This is a genomic window from Chitinimonas naiadis (assembly GCF_054780835.1).
On the sequence record NZ_BAAGVO010000006.1, the window covers coordinates 217,651 to 231,540 of the forward strand.

General features: G+C 62.3%; 15 protein-coding genes. 10 read left to right on the plus strand and 5 right to left on the minus strand.

Translation table 11 applies throughout. The annotated features are described in order from the left end of the window. Window positions 1-18 precede the first annotated feature (18 nt). The 4 genes from ACYVHK_RS20290 to ACYVHK_RS20305 form a co-directional block, all read right to left on the minus strand. Complete coding sequence (locus ACYVHK_RS20290) at window positions 19-498, minus strand: DoxX family protein (protein ID WP_460535882.1); 480 nt, start codon at window positions 496-498, stop codon at window positions 19-21. Further along, on the minus strand, window positions 495-1,265 hold the full coding sequence (locus ACYVHK_RS20295; protein ID WP_460535885.1) for an HvfC/BufC family peptide modification chaperone: 771 nt from the start codon (window positions 1,263-1,265) through the stop codon (window positions 495-497). Before ACYVHK_RS20295 ends, ACYVHK_RS20290 begins: the two co-directional genes overlap by 4 nt. Then, window positions 1,262-2,089, minus strand: coding sequence for an MbnB/TglH/ChrH family RiPP precursor modification enzyme (gene bufB, locus ACYVHK_RS20300; RefSeq protein ID WP_460535887.1), 828 nt, complete (start codon window positions 2,087-2,089; stop codon window positions 1,262-1,264). The genes ACYVHK_RS20295 and bufB overlap by 4 nt, the downstream gene beginning before the upstream one ends. Window positions 2,090-2,157: 68 nt before the next feature. After that, the gene (locus ACYVHK_RS20305) at window positions 2,158-2,427 is read right to left on the minus strand and encodes a BufA1 family periplasmic bufferin-type metallophore (RefSeq protein ID WP_460535888.1); all 270 of its coding nucleotides are present in this window, start codon (window positions 2,425-2,427) and stop codon (window positions 2,158-2,160) included. 227 nt (window positions 2,428-2,654) lie between these two features. Between ACYVHK_RS20305 and murB the strand changes: the two genes are divergently transcribed. The 5 genes from murB (at window position 2,655) to ACYVHK_RS20330 (ending at window position 7,710) form a co-directional block, all read left to right on the plus strand. Further along, on the plus strand, window positions 2,655-3,668 hold the full coding sequence (murB, locus tag ACYVHK_RS20310; protein ID WP_460535890.1) for a UDP-N-acetylmuramate dehydrogenase: 1,014 nt from the start codon (window positions 2,655-2,657) through the stop codon (window positions 3,666-3,668). Window positions 3,669-3,838: 170 nt separating this feature from the next. Continuing rightward, window positions 3,839-4,849, plus strand: coding sequence for an ABC transporter permease (locus ACYVHK_RS20315; RefSeq protein ID WP_460535892.1), 1,011 nt, complete (start codon window positions 3,839-3,841; stop codon window positions 4,847-4,849). A gap of 7 nt (window positions 4,850-4,856) precedes the next feature. Beyond that, complete coding sequence (locus tag ACYVHK_RS20320; protein ID WP_460535894.1) at window positions 4,857-5,762, plus strand: ABC transporter permease family protein; 906 nt, start codon at window positions 4,857-4,859, stop codon at window positions 5,760-5,762. Between the two features lie 9 nt (window positions 5,763-5,771). Continuing rightward, window positions 5,772-6,743: an ABC transporter ATP-binding protein gene (locus tag ACYVHK_RS20325; RefSeq protein ID WP_460535896.1), complete on the plus strand. Its 972-nt coding sequence runs from the start codon at window positions 5,772-5,774 to the stop codon at window positions 6,741-6,743. Continuing rightward, window positions 6,736-7,710, plus strand: a complete 975-nt coding sequence (locus ACYVHK_RS20330) for a peptide ABC transporter ATP-binding protein (RefSeq protein WP_460535898.1) — start codon at window positions 6,736-6,738, stop codon at window positions 7,708-7,710. The genes ACYVHK_RS20325 and ACYVHK_RS20330 overlap by 8 nt, the downstream gene beginning before the upstream one ends. 89 nt (window positions 7,711-7,799) lie before the next feature. Here the strand turns inward: ACYVHK_RS20330 and ACYVHK_RS20335 are convergent, their stop codons facing one another. Beyond that, the gene (locus ACYVHK_RS20335; RefSeq protein WP_460535900.1) at window positions 7,800-8,924 is read right to left on the minus strand and encodes an ABC transporter substrate-binding protein; all 1,125 of its coding nucleotides are present in this window, start codon (window positions 8,922-8,924) and stop codon (window positions 7,800-7,802) included. Between the two features lie 258 nt (window positions 8,925-9,182). On the opposite strand from ACYVHK_RS20335, the gene coaD reads away from it, so the two are divergent. The 5 genes from coaD to ACYVHK_RS20360 all read left to right on the plus strand — a co-directional run bounded on the left by coaD (window position 9,183) and on the right by ACYVHK_RS20360 (window position 13,879). Further along, window positions 9,183-9,677 carry a pantetheine-phosphate adenylyltransferase gene (gene coaD / locus ACYVHK_RS20340; protein WP_460535902.1) on the plus strand — a complete coding sequence of 165 codons (495 nt, stop codon included), beginning with the start codon at window positions 9,183-9,185 and terminating at the stop codon, window positions 9,675-9,677. 7 nt (window positions 9,678-9,684) lie between these two features. Then, window positions 9,685-10,620: a class I SAM-dependent methyltransferase gene (locus ACYVHK_RS20345; protein WP_460535904.1), complete on the plus strand. Its 936-nt coding sequence runs from the start codon at window positions 9,685-9,687 to the stop codon at window positions 10,618-10,620. 149 nt (window positions 10,621-10,769) lie between these two features. Then, window positions 10,770-12,098, plus strand: coding sequence for a Xaa-Pro aminopeptidase (locus tag ACYVHK_RS20350; protein ID WP_460535907.1), 1,329 nt, complete (start codon window positions 10,770-10,772; stop codon window positions 12,096-12,098). A gap of 25 nt (window positions 12,099-12,123) precedes the next feature. Next, on the plus strand, window positions 12,124-12,702 hold the full coding sequence (nudK, locus tag ACYVHK_RS20355; protein ID WP_460535909.1) for an NUDIX hydrolase: 579 nt from the start codon (window positions 12,124-12,126) through the stop codon (window positions 12,700-12,702). Next, on the plus strand, window positions 12,686-13,879 hold the full coding sequence (locus ACYVHK_RS20360) for an FAD-dependent monooxygenase (RefSeq protein ID WP_460535911.1): 1,194 nt from the start codon (window positions 12,686-12,688) through the stop codon (window positions 13,877-13,879). The genes nudK and ACYVHK_RS20360 overlap by 17 nt, the downstream gene beginning before the upstream one ends. The last annotated feature ends 11 nt before the right edge of the window (window positions 13,880-13,890 follow it).

Consider the following 13,890-nt stretch of genomic DNA (forward strand, 5'->3'; position numbering starts at 1 on the left):
GAGGTGGCTTTGTTTTTATCAGGCGGCCTGGTGGAGCCAGCGGCGTTTGATCCAGTAGTCCAGCGAAAGCTTGCCGGGCCCGTGCGCCAGCAGCAGCGCCAGCAGGAGACCCCAGTTCAGGTGATGGGTCAGCGCGGCGGCCTGCTCGGGCGTGCCGAGTACGTGCCAGTAGGACACGACCGCCATGATGTTGACGCCGGTCAGGCCCAGTGCGCCGAGCCGGCCGGCAAGGCCGAGCGCCAGCAGTACCGGGAAGACCAGCTCGCCGCCAGCACCCAGGACGGCGGCCAGTTCGGGAGGAAGCAGGGGAACGTGGTATTCGTCGGTGAACAGCGAGACGGTAATGTCCCAATCGTCGATCTTGGTCAGGCCGGAACTGAAGAAGACCTTGGCGACGTAGAGCCGGGCCACCAGATCGGCCAGCGGGGCGAACCACTGTTCGAGCAGGGGGATGGCGCAGCGTCCCAGCTTGATGGTTTTGTTCAGGGCAGCGTTCATGATGGTGCATCCAGGTTGAAGTCGACGATCACTTGGTCGCTTACCCAGCGCTGTAATGACAGACTGAATTCAAATTCCATGTCTTCATCCAGCGCACGTTCTAGCGCCTCGGCCAGCGGCAGGCCCAATTGGCAGGCTGTCAGGAAGGCGTGTTCGGCAGCAGGTAGCCGCCTGACCTGAACCCGGTTGCGGCCATCGCGCCATGCCAGGGCCAGTTCACCGCCCTGGTCCGGCGAGGGGAAGGCATTGCCGGCGTCGAGCTCGATAGGCTGATGCGCGCGCCACAGGCTGGCGACCGGCCAGCGTGAGCGCAACAGTCCCACGGTGCCGGCCAGCTGCAGCCGCAGGCCGGCCTGCCGCTCGGACGGAACGGCAGCCAGTGCCTCAAAGGAGAAGCTGTCCTGGTCTTCGGCGTAGTAGGCGCAGTGGCATAACCAATCCAGCCGGGCGCAGTCGGGCAGGTAGGGTAGTTCGGCGGCCGGCGCAAATCCCTCCATGAACGTGGCGTAGCCATCCCCGTACAGGTTCAGGTTGCCGGATCGGGACGGGGTGACGCGGGCATAGGCGCGCGCCATGCCGCCAAAAAAGGCGTCGCCCACCAGTTGCCGGACGATGGGATAGGCCTCGGCCAGCGCGTCGGCCCGGTTGAACAGGGTGTTGTTGGCGTAGGCGCTGGCACCGGCGGCATGGTCACCAAACAGTTGCGCGGCCTCCTGCGGGTCTTGCAGGGCGCGGACAAAACGGCGCTGTTGCTTGTCCAGGCTCATGCTTGCCCCACTTTGGCCAAGGCGGCCTTTGCCTGATCGAGCTCGTTCATCAGTTCATCCAGCGCGGGCAGGTTATTGTCGCGTTCCAGCAATATCGGCCGCGGGCCGTATCGCTGCAAGGCACTGTCGAGCAAGTCCCAGACCGGCTGGCGCACGGCTGTGCCATGCGTATCCAACCACAGGCCATCGTCCCGTTCCTCGTAGCCGGCAATATGGATCTCGCCGATGGCGGCCGCGGGCAGGGCGGCCAGGGCCGCGTGGGGATCACGTCCGAGATTGTGCTCATTGACGTGCAGGTTGTTGAGATCGAGCAGCAGGCCGCAGCCGGTGCGCCTGACCAGTTCGGCCAGGAATTCGCCTTCCGGTATGGCGTCGTCGGCAAAGGTGATATAGGACGACAGGTTTTCGATCAACAGCTCTCTGCCCAGTGCATCCTGCGCTTCGCTGACCCGATCCGCCATGTGGTTGAGCGCAGCCTCGCTATAGGGCAAGGGGAGCAGGTCGTTGAAGCACGCCTCGGGCGTACGGTTCCAGCACAGGTGTTCGGATACGCTTGCTGGCGCCAGCATGTCGATCAAGCGTCGGAACGCAGCCAGATGCACCGGGTCCAGCGGCGCAGCGGAACCCAGCCCCATGCCGACACCATGCAGGCTCAAGGGATAGTGATCCCGCACGGCCCTGAGGGCGGCCAGGTTGGCACCGCCGCCAAAATAGTTCTCGGGATGCACTTCAAACCAGGCGATATCGGGTCGTCGCTCGATGACATCCCGGATGTGGGGCAGGCGCAGGCCGAGACCGGCTGCTGCAGGTAGGGTAGGGCTCATGGCACTCGTGCTCAAATTAAAACGGGCGGCCTATGCCGCCCGAGTCAGCCAGCAGTCAGCGGCTGGCCTTACTTCTTTTCACCGCCCTTGGTGCTGCCACCCAGCTTCTCGCAGGTACCCTTGGCGACATACTTCCAGTCATTGGGGTCATTGTCGGTCTTGGTCTGGCCGGCGCAGCTATGGCTGCCATTGGCGGCGGCACAGTCGTTCTTGCCGGCCTTAGCGACGCCGTAGCATTTTTCCTTGCTGGCCTTGTCGTCGGCCAGTGCGCCGGTCGAGAGACCCATGGCGATCAGGCCGGTCAGTGCACCCGTGATCAGCGCTTGTTTCTTGTCCATGTCTGCAACTCCTTGATAAGAGATAAGGTTAGCGGATATGCCGCCTGCCTTGGTCGATCATAGTGCCGGAAATCTTACATGCAAACCGGCGGCCGCTCGGACGGTAGTGTCACCTTAGAGCCTGACAACTGAATTGTGCATGAATGATCCGCTCCGGTCGTCCGTGATTACTGATCGGGCGAGAAGTCCGCTAGGTATAATGCGTGCGCCATTTCTCCATTGCCATCATGTCCACGCTTCCCGCTTACTGTACGGCATCGGTCGATCTGACCGCCATGCACACTCTGGCCCTTGCCGCCCGTGCCGAGCATTTGTGTCGGCTGGCGTCGGTAGATCAACTGCCCGCCATCCTTGCGGCGGCGCCCCGTCCATTGCGCATCCTGGGGGGCGGCAGCAACCTGGTGCCGTCCGGGCAGGTCGCCGGTACCGTGATCAAGGTCGAACTGCAGGGTCGCGCCCTGCTTGGCGAGGATGAAGCCGCCTGGTATGTGGCCGCGGCGGCGGGCGAGAACTGGCATGAGTTCGTGCAATGGACGCTGGCGCAGGGCTGGCCCGGGCTGGAAAACCTGTCGTTGATACCTGGCACCGTCGGTGCTGCGCCGATCCAGAATATCGGCGCCTACGGCGTGGAGCTGAAGGATCACTTCCATGCCTTGTCGGCGCTCAGCCTGGAGGATGGTTCGCTGTGCGTGTTTACGCCTGAACAATGCGCCTTTGCGTATCGGGACAGTGTGTTCAAGCGAGGTGAGGCGGACCGCTGGCTGATTACCGAGGTGCTGTTCCGGCTACCCAAACAGTGGCAACCCCGGCTCGACTATGGCGATCTGCACAGCCGTCTTGATGGCCAGGCCTTGACGCCGCAGGCGGTAGCCGAGGCTGTGATGGCGACGCGCCGCAGCAAGCTGCCCGACCCGGCGGTGATCGGCAATGCCGGCAGCTTCTTTCACAATCCCATTGTAAGTGCCGAGCAGGCGGCGCAACTTCGCCTAGCCCATCCGGGCTTGCCGGTCTATCCCCAGGCGGATGGCAGCGCCAAGCTGGCGGCCGGCTGGATGATAGAGCAAGCGGGCTGGAAAGGGCGTCAGCTCGGGCCTGTGGGCATGTATGAAAAGCAGGCACTGGTGCTGGTGAACCATGGCGAGGCGAATGCGAACGATGTGGCCGCCTTGATGCGGGCGGTACAGGCTGACGTCGAGCAGCGTTTTGGCGTGTCGCTCAGACCGGAGCCCATCTGGTGGTAGCGGTGCCGCCAACTGCGGCAGGATGGGTATATCAGCTTGCTGTGTTGCATACCACAGCGAAAATGCCGGCGCCGTGACTGGCGATTGCCGCTCAACTGACACGCGCGTAACATCGCGCGCTTTTCCACCCCCCGATCATGGTCTTTACATGACCGCCCGGAGGTAAGTACATGTTTTCCTTCTTTCTGAGGAAACTGGCGACGGTCATTCCGACCTTCATCGGTATCACACTGGTCGCTTTCGCCCTGATCCGCCTTATCCCTGGCGACCCGATCGAAGTCATGGTCGGGGAGCGTAAGCTGGACCCGGTCATGCATGCTGCAGCCATGCATCGGCTAGGGCTCGACCAGCCGCTGCACATCCAGTATTTCCGCTACCTGAATGATCTGGCCCATGGCGATCTGGGCATTTCCCTGGTGACCCGCGAGCCGGTCACCAAGGAATTCCTGACACTGTTCCCCGCCACCATCGAACTGGCGCTCTGCGCCTTGCTGTTCGCAGTGCTGTTCGGCCTGCCTGCCGGCATGATTGCCGGTCTCAAGCGAGGGTCGGTATTCGATCACTCGGTGATGGGGGCGGCCATGACGGGCTTCTCCATGCCTATTTTCTGGTGGGGCCTGATCCTGATCATGTTCTTCTCTGTCAAGCTCGGGTGGACGCCGGTTTCTGGCCGGATCGACATCGAGTTCGACATTGCCCAGAAGACCGGTTTCCTGTTGATCGACAGCTGGCTGTCGGGCGAGGAGGGGGCCTTCAAGTCGGCCGCCATGCACCTGATCCTGCCGGCGATCGTACTGGGGACCATCCCCTTGGCGGTGATTGCCCGGATGACACGGTCTTCCATGCTTGAAGTGCTTCGCGAGGACTATATCCGTACCGCCCGTGCCAAGGGCCTGGCGCCGACCCGCGTGGTGGTGGTGCATGCGCTGCGCAATGCGCTGATCCCGGTGATCACGGTGATCGGCCTGCAGGTTGGCGCTCTGCTCGGCGGTGCTGTGCTGACCGAGACCATCTATTCCTGGCCGGGTATCGGCAAGTGGATCGTCGATTCGATCTCGCGTCGTGACTACCCGGTAGTGCAGGCGGGCATCCTTATCTCGGCCACCATTTTCATCGTGGTCAACCTGCTCGTTGACCTGCTGTACGGCGTGGTCAACCCACGTATCCGTTCGGCGAAATGAGGCCAGTATGACGACCCAGACCCAAGTCATCGAAACCGTTCCCAGCTATCCCTCGCCGCTGAAGGAGTTCTGGCAGAGCTTCTCGCACAACAAGGGTGCCACCGTGGCGCTGGTGATCTTCCTGATCACCGTCTTCTGCGCCTTGTTTGCCGGCTGGATTGCGCCGCACGATCCGATCGAGCAGTACCGCGACCATATGCTGACGCCGCCCTCCTGGAGTGAAGGCGGCATGTCCACCTATGTGTTCGGGACCGACGAGTTGGGGCGCGACATCCTCTCGCGCCTGATCCATGGCGCGCGGATCTCGCTGTTCATCGCCTTCATGTCGGTGCTGATGTCCTTCATCCCCGGCGTGGTGCTGGGTTTGCTGGCGGCTTTCTTCCAGAAGCACCTTAGCCCGGTGATCATGCGTCTGATGGACATCATGCTGGCCTTGCCCGGCATCCTGCTGGCGATCTGCATCATCACCATCCTTGGCCCCGGCCTGATCAATACCATGATCGCCATCGCCATCGGCACCCTGCCTAGCTACACCCGCCTTACCCGTGCCGCCGCCATGGCGGAGATCAACAAGGAATATGTCACCGCCAGCCGTGTTGCCGGCGCCAGTACGCTGCGCCTGATGTTCCTGACGGTGCTGCCGAACTGCATGGCGCCGCTGATCGTGAATGCGACGCTGGGTTTTTCTTCTGCGATTCTCGAAGTGGCTGCGCTGGGCTTCCTCGGCCTGGGGGTGCAACCGCCCACCGCCGAATGGGGCACGATGCTGTCGGCCGCCCGTGACTATATCGAGCGTGCACCCTGGGTGGTGACCATGCCGGGCCTGACCATCCTGATCACCGTGCTGTCCATCAACCTGATGGGTGACGGCCTGCGCGATGCGCTGGACCCCAAACTCAAGCGTGCAGCCTAAGGAGCGGTCATGAGTCTTTTGAAAATCCGCAACCTGCGCGTCGAGTTCGGTTCGCAAGCCCATCCTTTCCCGGCGGTCGACGGTCTTGATTTCGAGATCGACCGTGGCGAGCTGGTCGGCATCGTTGGAGAATCCGGCTCGGGCAAGTCGGTGACCATGATGGCGCTGATGGGCTTGATCGATGCACCCGGCCGGGTGACCGCCGATGAACTGGTGTTCGATGGCCATGATCTCTTGAAGCTGTCGCCCAGCCAGCGCCGCAAGATCGTCGGCAAAGACATCTCGATGATCTTCCAGGATGCGCTGACCAGCCTGAATCCGTCCTATACCGTCGGGTTCCAGATCAAGGAGTCGCTCAAGGTCCATCTGGGGCTGCGAGGTGCTGCGCTGGAGAAGCGCGCACTGGAGCTGCTGGAGCTGGTCGAGATTCCGGATGCGAAGAACCGGTTGAATGCCTACCCGCACCAGTTGTCGGGCGGCATGAACCAGCGCGTTATGATCGCCGTGGCGATCGCATGCAATCCCAAGCTGCTGATTGCTGACGAGCCGACCACCGCGCTCGATGTCACCATCCAGGCCCAGATCATGGACCTGCTGGCCCGCCTGCAGCAGGAGCACAACATGGGCCTGATCATGATCACCCATGACCTGGCCGTGATTGCCGAGATGGCCAAGCGCATCTGCGTGATGTATGCCGGCCAGGTGGTCGAGCAGTCGCCGGTGGCGGACCTTTTCCGCGCGCCGCGCCATCCCTATACGCAGGCCTTGCTGGCCGCGATTCCCGAGCACAGCAAGGGCGCGAGCCGCCTGTCCGCGCTGCCGGGTATCGTGCCGGGCCACTACGACCGGCCGCGTGGTTGCCTGTTGTCGCCACGCTGCCGCTACGCCCAGGACAAGTGCCTTGCCGAGCGCCCGGCCCTGCTTGATGGCGTGCGTTGCTTTACCCCCTTGAATGCCGAAGGAAGCCCGACTCATGGCTAATGAATTGCTGGTCGCAAAAGACCTGACCCGCTATTACGAGGTCAGCAAGGGCTTCCTCAAAGGTCATGCGGTGGTGAAGGCGCTGAACGGTGTTTCGTTCTCGCTGCGGCCCAAGCAGACCTTGGCGGTCGTCGGGGAGTCGGGCTGTGGCAAGTCGACCCTGGCGCGTCAGCTGACCATGATCGAACCTGCCACCTCCGGTGTGCTGAGCATCGAGGGCGTGGATGTGGCCCGGGCGGATGCCGCGACGGTCAAGGCGATGCGCTCCAAGGTGCAGATGGTGTTTCAGAACCCCTATGCCTCGCTGAACCCGCGCAAGACCATTACCGCCACGCTGGATGAACCGCTCTATATCAATACGACGCTGAGCGGTGCAGAGCGACGCGAGAAGATCGAGGCCATCGTCGCCAAGGTGGGTCTGCGTCCCGAGCATGTGCGGCGCTATCCGCACATGTTCTCCGGCGGCCAGCGGCAACGTATCGCCATCGCCCGCGCGATGATCCTGAACCCGAAGATCGTGGTGGCGGACGAGCCGGTGTCGGCGCTGGATGTGTCGATCCAGGCGCAGATTCTCAATCTGTTCATGGATCTGCAGGATGAGTTCGAGACCGGCTATGTGTTTGTCTCGCACAACCTCAGCGTCGTGGAGCACGTGGCGGACGACCTGCTGGTGATGTACCTCGGTGCGGCTGTGGAGTATGGCGAGAAGTCGGTCATCTATGCTAAGCCCCTGCACCCTTATACCCAGGCCTTGATGAGCGCGACGCCGGCGATTCGCGAGGAGGACCGTCGCATCAAGATCAAGATCACTGGCGAGTTGCCCAGCCCGCTGAACCCGCCGAGTGGTTGTACCTTCCACAAGCGCTGCCCGTATGCCGTGGAGCGTTGCAAGCAGGAAGTGCCGGTGCTGCGTCCGGTTGACGGTCGTGAAGTTGCCTGCCACCGGGTGGAAGAGATCAACGTCTGATCAGGAGGCCGGATCGGGACGTAAAAAAGCCGCTCGGTTGAGCGGCTTTTTCTTTGCCCTGCGCGATTCGGTACCCATGCAGCGGGTGCTTATCGGGACAGTTCGCCCTTCTGGTTGACGATGGTCAGCTCGACAAAGTGCGAACCGCCGCGCTGGCCTGGGCCGTACGCCACGCGGAAGCCGCTGTAGTTCACCTCGCCCATGTTCTCCAGGATTTCATACAGCTTGGCGCGACTGGGGTTGGCGCCAGCCTTGCTGATGGCGTCGGACAGGAGCTTGGCGGTGATGAAGCCTTCCAGGGCGGCATAGCCCAGCGGGGTCGGGCTCGAGGCAAAGCCGCTGACGACACTCTGGAATTCCTTGATCAGTTTGTTCTGGCTGTCCCAGGGGTAGGGATAAACCTGGGCGATCGCCAGGCCGTGGACCATGTTGGGGCCGATGTCCTTGACCAGCTCGTCGAAGTCGACGGTGGAGACGTGGTACAGGCCGGCGCTGGTGTTGAGCTTGCGGAATTCCTTGATGAAGGCGCCAGACGGTTTGGTGATCGATACCATCAGGACCGCGGAGACGTTGGCATCGGCCAGCTTTTGCGCCGCGGGTTGAACCCGGACGGTGTTGGACGGGTAGCTTGCGCTGGCGGCGATGGTGATGCCGGCCGACTTGGCTTCGTCCTGGGCGGCGCGCAGGCCGTCCTGACCAAAGACATCGTCCTGGTAGAACACGCCGATGCGGGTAATGCCGAGGCGCTTCATCTGGGCCAGCAGCTTGCTGACTTCCTCGCGCTGGCTGGCGCGGGTATTGAACAGGAAGCGCGAGCCGGGCTCGCGGACGGTATTGGAGCTGCTGGTGACGCCCACCAGGGGTATGCCGCCACCGTCGAGCCACCGGCGGCTGATGACGGAAGCCGCGGCATCGGCGCTGAAGTAGCCCATCAGGGCCAGCGCGTTGTCTTCGTTGATCAGTTTCTTGGAGTTGCTGAGTGCCCGGCCAAATTCGAAGCCGTCGTCGTACAGCACGTACTTGACCTGCTCACCGTTGATGCCGCCTTGTTTGTTCAACCAGTTAAAATAGGCTTGTGCGCCTTGCGTCATGTTGCGGCCGTATTCGCTGGCCACACCGGTCAGCGGTGCTGTCTGGCCAATCACGATGGCTGCCTGCGCCCAGGTGGCCAGCAGGCAGAATCCCAGTAGTAGGCCCCTCTTGATCCCTTGCATTTGCAACTCCCTGAATATTTCTGTTTATTGTGTCTGCTGCTAATGGACCGAGTGTGCCTTGCCAAAATCGGCCTTTCAATATAACCGTGATCTAATGCAGTCGGGGTGTTGCTGATTTGCCCATGCCATTGGCAAGCTGCTGTTCTGTCGGGGAAAAGTGGTGAAATGCAGTGCAGCATTCAGGCCGCTGCGACAGGGCATGCTTTGTTGGGTGCAGTGCACTAGAATGGGCGGCCCCAGGTACAGGAATGCCCCACAATGAAACGTGCGGTCTACGCAGGCAGTTTTGACCCCGTCACCAATGGTCATCTATGGATGATCGAACAAGGCTATGAGCTGTTCGACGAGATGACGGTGGCGATTGGCGTCAACCCGGAGAAGCGCAGCACCTTCAGCGTGGAGGAACGTGAGGCCATGTTGCGGGAGTGTACGCAGCATCTGCCCAAGCTCAAGGTGGCGCATTTCGAGAACCAGTTCCTGGTCAACTATGCCCAGTCGGTGGGTGCCAATTTCATCCTGCGCGGTATTCGTACCGCCAGCGACTATGAGTTCGAACGCACCATGCGCTATGTCAATGCCGACCTGGTGCCGGACATCGACACTATCTTCCTGATGCCCCCACGCGAAATTGCCGAAGTCAGTTCGACCATGATCAAGGGCCTGGTCGGGCCTGATGGTTGGGAGCAGGTGCTGCGTCAGTACGTGCCGCCACCTGTACATCGCCGTTTTATCGAAATGACCCTGAAGGCCTGAACCCGCTGTGTCTGCATTGCAAGATTTCCAGAATCGCCTGACCAAGAATTACAAGCACTACGCCAAGTGGGCCAAACGACTTGGCACCGAGGCTTATCGCATCTACGACAAGGATATTCCGCAGTATCCGGTCGCGGTGGATATCTATGGCGGCCGTGCGCATATCGCCGAATACGATACCGGCTGGCAGCAGACCGACGAGGAGCATGCGGCCTGGGTGGCGGAGGTAAAGGCGACCGTGGCGCAGGTGCTGGGGCTGGAAACACGTGCCCTGGCATTCAAGCTGCGCCGTCGGCAGAAGGGGGAGTTCCAGTACAGCCGTACCGGGCACCACGGTGCCGATTTCGTTGTCAGCGAGCAGGGGCGACGCTTCTGGGTCAATCTCGACGAGTATCTCGATACCGGCCTGTTCCTGGATCATCGCCCTACCCGCAAGCGGGTTGGCGAGGAGGCTGCCGGCAAGCGGGTGCTGAACCTGTTTGCCTATACCGGCAGCTTTACCGTCTATGCGGCAACCGGTGGCGCACCGGAATCGGTGACGGTGGATCTTTCCAATACCTATCTTGATTGGGCCAAGCGCAATTTCGAGCTCAACGGCATGGACCTGGGTCGCCACCAACTGGTGCGTGCGGATGTGTTCCGCTACCTGGAGGATGCCGTCGATGAGGGGCAGTTGTTCGACCTGATCATCATGGATCCGCCGAGCTTTTCCAATTCGGCCAAGATGCTCGACGTGCTGGACGTGCAGCGCGATCACGTCAAGCTGATCCGGCATTGCCTGAAGATCCTGATGCCGGGCGGGGTGCTGTACTTCTCGAACAATTTCCGCGGCTTTGAGCTTGATGCTTCCCTGGTGCCCTTGTGCAAGGATATTTCTGCCGTATCGGTACCGGAGGACTTCCGCAATCGCAAGATCCACCAGTGCTTCCGCTTCGAAGTCTGAACGCCGGCGGGTGTCGACCGGCCTTCTGTCTGCCGGGCACTTGCATTTGTCATCCCGGATTTCACGTCTTCCGCCTACAGCTATAATCGACCGTCTGCACGGCCGCGTCCTGACAGGGCGTGGCCGGCCCATCACCGGAACTGTTTGCCATGTCATGCAATGTTGAACGTCACCAGGCGCGTCGCGCCCTTCTGAATGAACGGCTGCCGGCCGGCCTGCTGATCCTGCCGACTGCACGGGTCAAGAATCGCAGCAATGACTCCGACTACCATTTCCGGTTCGATAGCGACTTCTTTTACCTGACCGGCTATTACGAGCCGGACTCGGTCCTGGTCATGCAACTGGGTGAGCAGGCCAAGTCCACCCTGTTCTGCCAGCCCAAGAACGAGCTGCGCGAGATCTGGGAAGGCTTTCTGTTTGGGCCGGAGGCAGCCCGTGAGCAGTTTGGTTTCGACGATGCTTATTCGATCAGTGAGCTCGATGCGAAGCTGGTGGCGTGGATTGCCGGCCAGCCGCGGCTGTATTTCCCCATCGGCTTCGATGAGAAGTGGGACCGTCGCATGTTCGACCTGGTCCAGCAGGTCAACGCGCGTGCGCGCGTGGGTCAGCCGGCACCGATCGAGTTTGTCGATGTCCGCGCGGCGATCGCCGAGATGCGCCTGTTCAAGGACGAGAGCGAGGTCGCCACCATGCGTGAGGCGGGCCGGATTTCTTCCGAGGCCCATATCCGTGCGATGCAGACCGCCCGTGCCGGGCAGTTCGAGTACGAGGTGGAGGCCGAGCTGCTGTACCACTTCTACAAAAACGGTTCGCGCTATCCGGCTTATGGCTCCATCGTGGCCAGCGGCGCCAATGCGACCTGCCTGCACTATCACGAAAACAACCGGCGCATGGCGCAGGGCGACCTGCTGCTGATCGATGCTGGTTGCGAGCTGCATGGCTACGCGGCGGACATTACCCGTACCTTCCCGATCGGTGGCAAGTTCAGCGGGCCGCAAAAGGACATCTACGAGCTGGTGCTGAACGCGATGCAGGCCAGCTTCGACAAGGTCAAGCCGGGCGAGCGCCGCATTGCCTATCACGATGCCGCGGTACACAGCCTGACCCAGGGCCTGGTGGACTTGGGCATCCTGCAGGGTTCGGTCGATGGCCTGATCGAGCAGGAGGCCTACAAGCAGTTCTACATGCACGGTACCGGCCACTGGCTGGGGCTCGATGTGCATGATGTGGGCGAGTACAAGCTCAAGGGTGAGTCCCGCCTGCTGCAGGCCGGGATGGCGCTGACCGTTGAACCTGGGCTGTATTTCCGGCCGTTGCTGGCGGATTCACCGGCGCACTACGTGCCGGTGCCGGAGCACTTCCTGCATATCGGCGTGCGGATCGAGGACGACCTGGTTGTGACCCCGGACGGGCACGAGAACCTGACTGCCCTGACGCCCAAGACGGTGGCGGATATCGAACGGACCATGGCCGGCTAAGCCGGGCCAGACGGGAAGAGCGCGCATGAGCCAGGTGGAGATCATCGATACCCAGTTGTTGTCGGACAACTGGTACCTGCTGCACAAGTACACCTACCGTATCCGCCAGCGGGATGGCCGGGTCGAGACCCAGAGCCGCGAGGTGTACGACCGGGGCAATGGTGCCACCATCCTGCTCTACAACCGTGAGCACGCGACCGTGGTGCTGACCCGGCAGTTCCGCATGCCGACCTTTGTGAACGGAAATCCGGACGGCATGCTGGTTGAAGCGTGTGCCGGCTTGCTGGACAACGATGCGCCGGAAGACTGCATCCGCCGTGAGGTGGCCGAGGAGACCGGCTATCAGGTCGGGCCGGTGCAGAAGGTCTTCGAGGCTTATATGTCGCCAGGCTCGGTGACCGAGATACTGCATTTCTTCGTGGCCGAGTACGACCGTGCCGACCGGGTCTCCGCCGGCGGCGGGCTGGCGCAGGAGGGCGAGGATATCGCGGTGCTGGAGCTGCCCTTTGCCGAGGCGCTGGCCCAGCTCAAGCGCGGTGAGATACGCGATGCCAAGACCATGATGCTGCTGCAGTATGCGCAGCTGCATGGCTTGTTGGGTTGATGCCATGGTGACCATGGCGAGCTATCCCGCGCACGTGGATGTGCTGATCGTTGGTGGCGGGCCGGTGGGCGGCGCCCTGGCGCTGTCGCTGGCCGATAGCGGGCTTGAGGTGGCGGTGATCGAAGCGCGCCAGCGGCCCGGTGAGGACGCGCGCGCCCTGGCGGTTGCCCATGCCAGCCAGCAAACGCTGGCAAGGCTGGGAATCTGGCCGGCACAGCAGGGTACGGCCATCCGTACTGTCCATGTTTCCCAGCAAGGCGGTTTTGGCCGGGTCAAGCTTGCTGCTGCCGATCTGGCCTTGCCGGCGCTGGGTCATGTATTGCCCTATGCCGCGCTGGCGCATCAGGTACACGACCGCCTGGCGAGCCCGGATGAGCGCACCCATTATCTGCCCGGTGCGCGGGTGGTCCGCCTGCAGACTCTGGATGGCTACGCGGCCGCCTATATACAGACAGCGCAGGGCGAGAGCCTGATGACGGCACGGCTGCTGGTGCTGGCCGAGGGTGGCCAACTGCTGCAGGCTGCGGGCTTGGCGCAGGACGAGCATGACTACGGTCAGCATGCCTTGGTGGCGGAAGTGACGACGGATCGGCCCCATGATGGGGTGGCGTACGAACGCTTTGCGACCGACGGCCCGATAGCGCTGCTGCCGAAGGGAGACCGCTACGCGGTGGTCTGGACGCGTCCGGCGCAGGATCCGTTGGCGGCTGCCGACTTGCCAGAAGCACAGTTTCTGGCCGAGCTGCAAAGCCGCGTGGGCGACAGGGCCGGCCGCTTTGTTGCGAGCGGGCCGCGTGCCAGTTTTCCATTGCGCCTCAAGTGGGCGACCAGCCACCAGGCGCGGCGGCTGGCGGTGGTCGGCAACGCAGCCCAGACGCTGCACCCGGTCGCGGGCCAGGGCTTCAACCTGGGTTTGCGCGATGCAATGGCGCTGAGCCGGGTGATACTGGCGACGCCGCGGCCGCAACTGGGTGACGCGGCGATGCTGGCGCGCTATGCCGAGCTGCGCAAGGCCGACAGCCTGGCGACGGTGGGCTTCACCGATGGCCTGATCCGCCTGTTTGGCGTTGAGGCTGCGCCGGTGCGCAAGCTGCGTTCGATGGGTTTTCTGGCGCTGGACAATATCAAGCCCATGCGGCGCGGTTTTGCCGAGCGCATGGTTTTTGGCAATAGCTGATGCAAAACACG

What these genes read in the sequence shown, in the direction of transcription:
- ACYVHK_RS20290 (WP_460535882.1), bottom strand. Translation starts at nt 498, where the DNA reads ATGAACGCTGCCCTGAACAAAACCATCAAGCTGGGACGCTGCGCCATC.
- ACYVHK_RS20295 (WP_460535885.1), bottom strand. Translation starts at nt 1,265, where the DNA reads ATGAGCCTGGACAAGCAACAGCGCCGTTTTGTCCGCGCCCTGCAAGAC.
- bufB (WP_460535887.1), bottom strand. Translation starts at nt 2,089, where the DNA reads ATGAGCCCTACCCTACCTGCAGCAGCCGGTCTCGGCCTGCGCCTGCCC.
- ACYVHK_RS20305 (WP_460535888.1), bottom strand. Translation starts at nt 2,427, where the DNA reads ATGGACAAGAAACAAGCGCTGATCACGGGTGCACTGACCGGCCTGATC.
- murB (WP_460535890.1), top strand. Translation starts at nt 2,655, where the DNA reads ATGTCCACGCTTCCCGCTTACTGTACGGCATCGGTCGATCTGACCGCC.
- ACYVHK_RS20315 (WP_460535892.1), top strand. Translation starts at nt 3,839, where the DNA reads ATGTTTTCCTTCTTTCTGAGGAAACTGGCGACGGTCATTCCGACCTTC.
- ACYVHK_RS20320 (WP_460535894.1), top strand. Translation starts at nt 4,857, where the DNA reads ATGACGACCCAGACCCAAGTCATCGAAACCGTTCCCAGCTATCCCTCG.
- ACYVHK_RS20325 (WP_460535896.1), top strand. Translation starts at nt 5,772, where the DNA reads ATGAGTCTTTTGAAAATCCGCAACCTGCGCGTCGAGTTCGGTTCGCAA.
- ACYVHK_RS20330 (WP_460535898.1), top strand. Translation starts at nt 6,736, where the DNA reads ATGGCTAATGAATTGCTGGTCGCAAAAGACCTGACCCGCTATTACGAG.
- ACYVHK_RS20335 (WP_460535900.1), bottom strand. Translation starts at nt 8,924, where the DNA reads ATGCAAGGGATCAAGAGGGGCCTACTACTGGGATTCTGCCTGCTGGCC.
- coaD (WP_460535902.1), top strand. Translation starts at nt 9,183, where the DNA reads ATGAAACGTGCGGTCTACGCAGGCAGTTTTGACCCCGTCACCAATGGT.
- ACYVHK_RS20350 (WP_460535907.1), top strand. Translation starts at nt 10,770, where the DNA reads ATGTCATGCAATGTTGAACGTCACCAGGCGCGTCGCGCCCTTCTGAAT.
- nudK (WP_460535909.1), top strand. Translation starts at nt 12,124, where the DNA reads ATGAGCCAGGTGGAGATCATCGATACCCAGTTGTTGTCGGACAACTGG.
- ACYVHK_RS20360 (WP_460535911.1), top strand. Translation starts at nt 12,686, where the DNA reads ATGGCTTGTTGGGTTGATGCCATGGTGACCATGGCGAGCTATCCCGCG.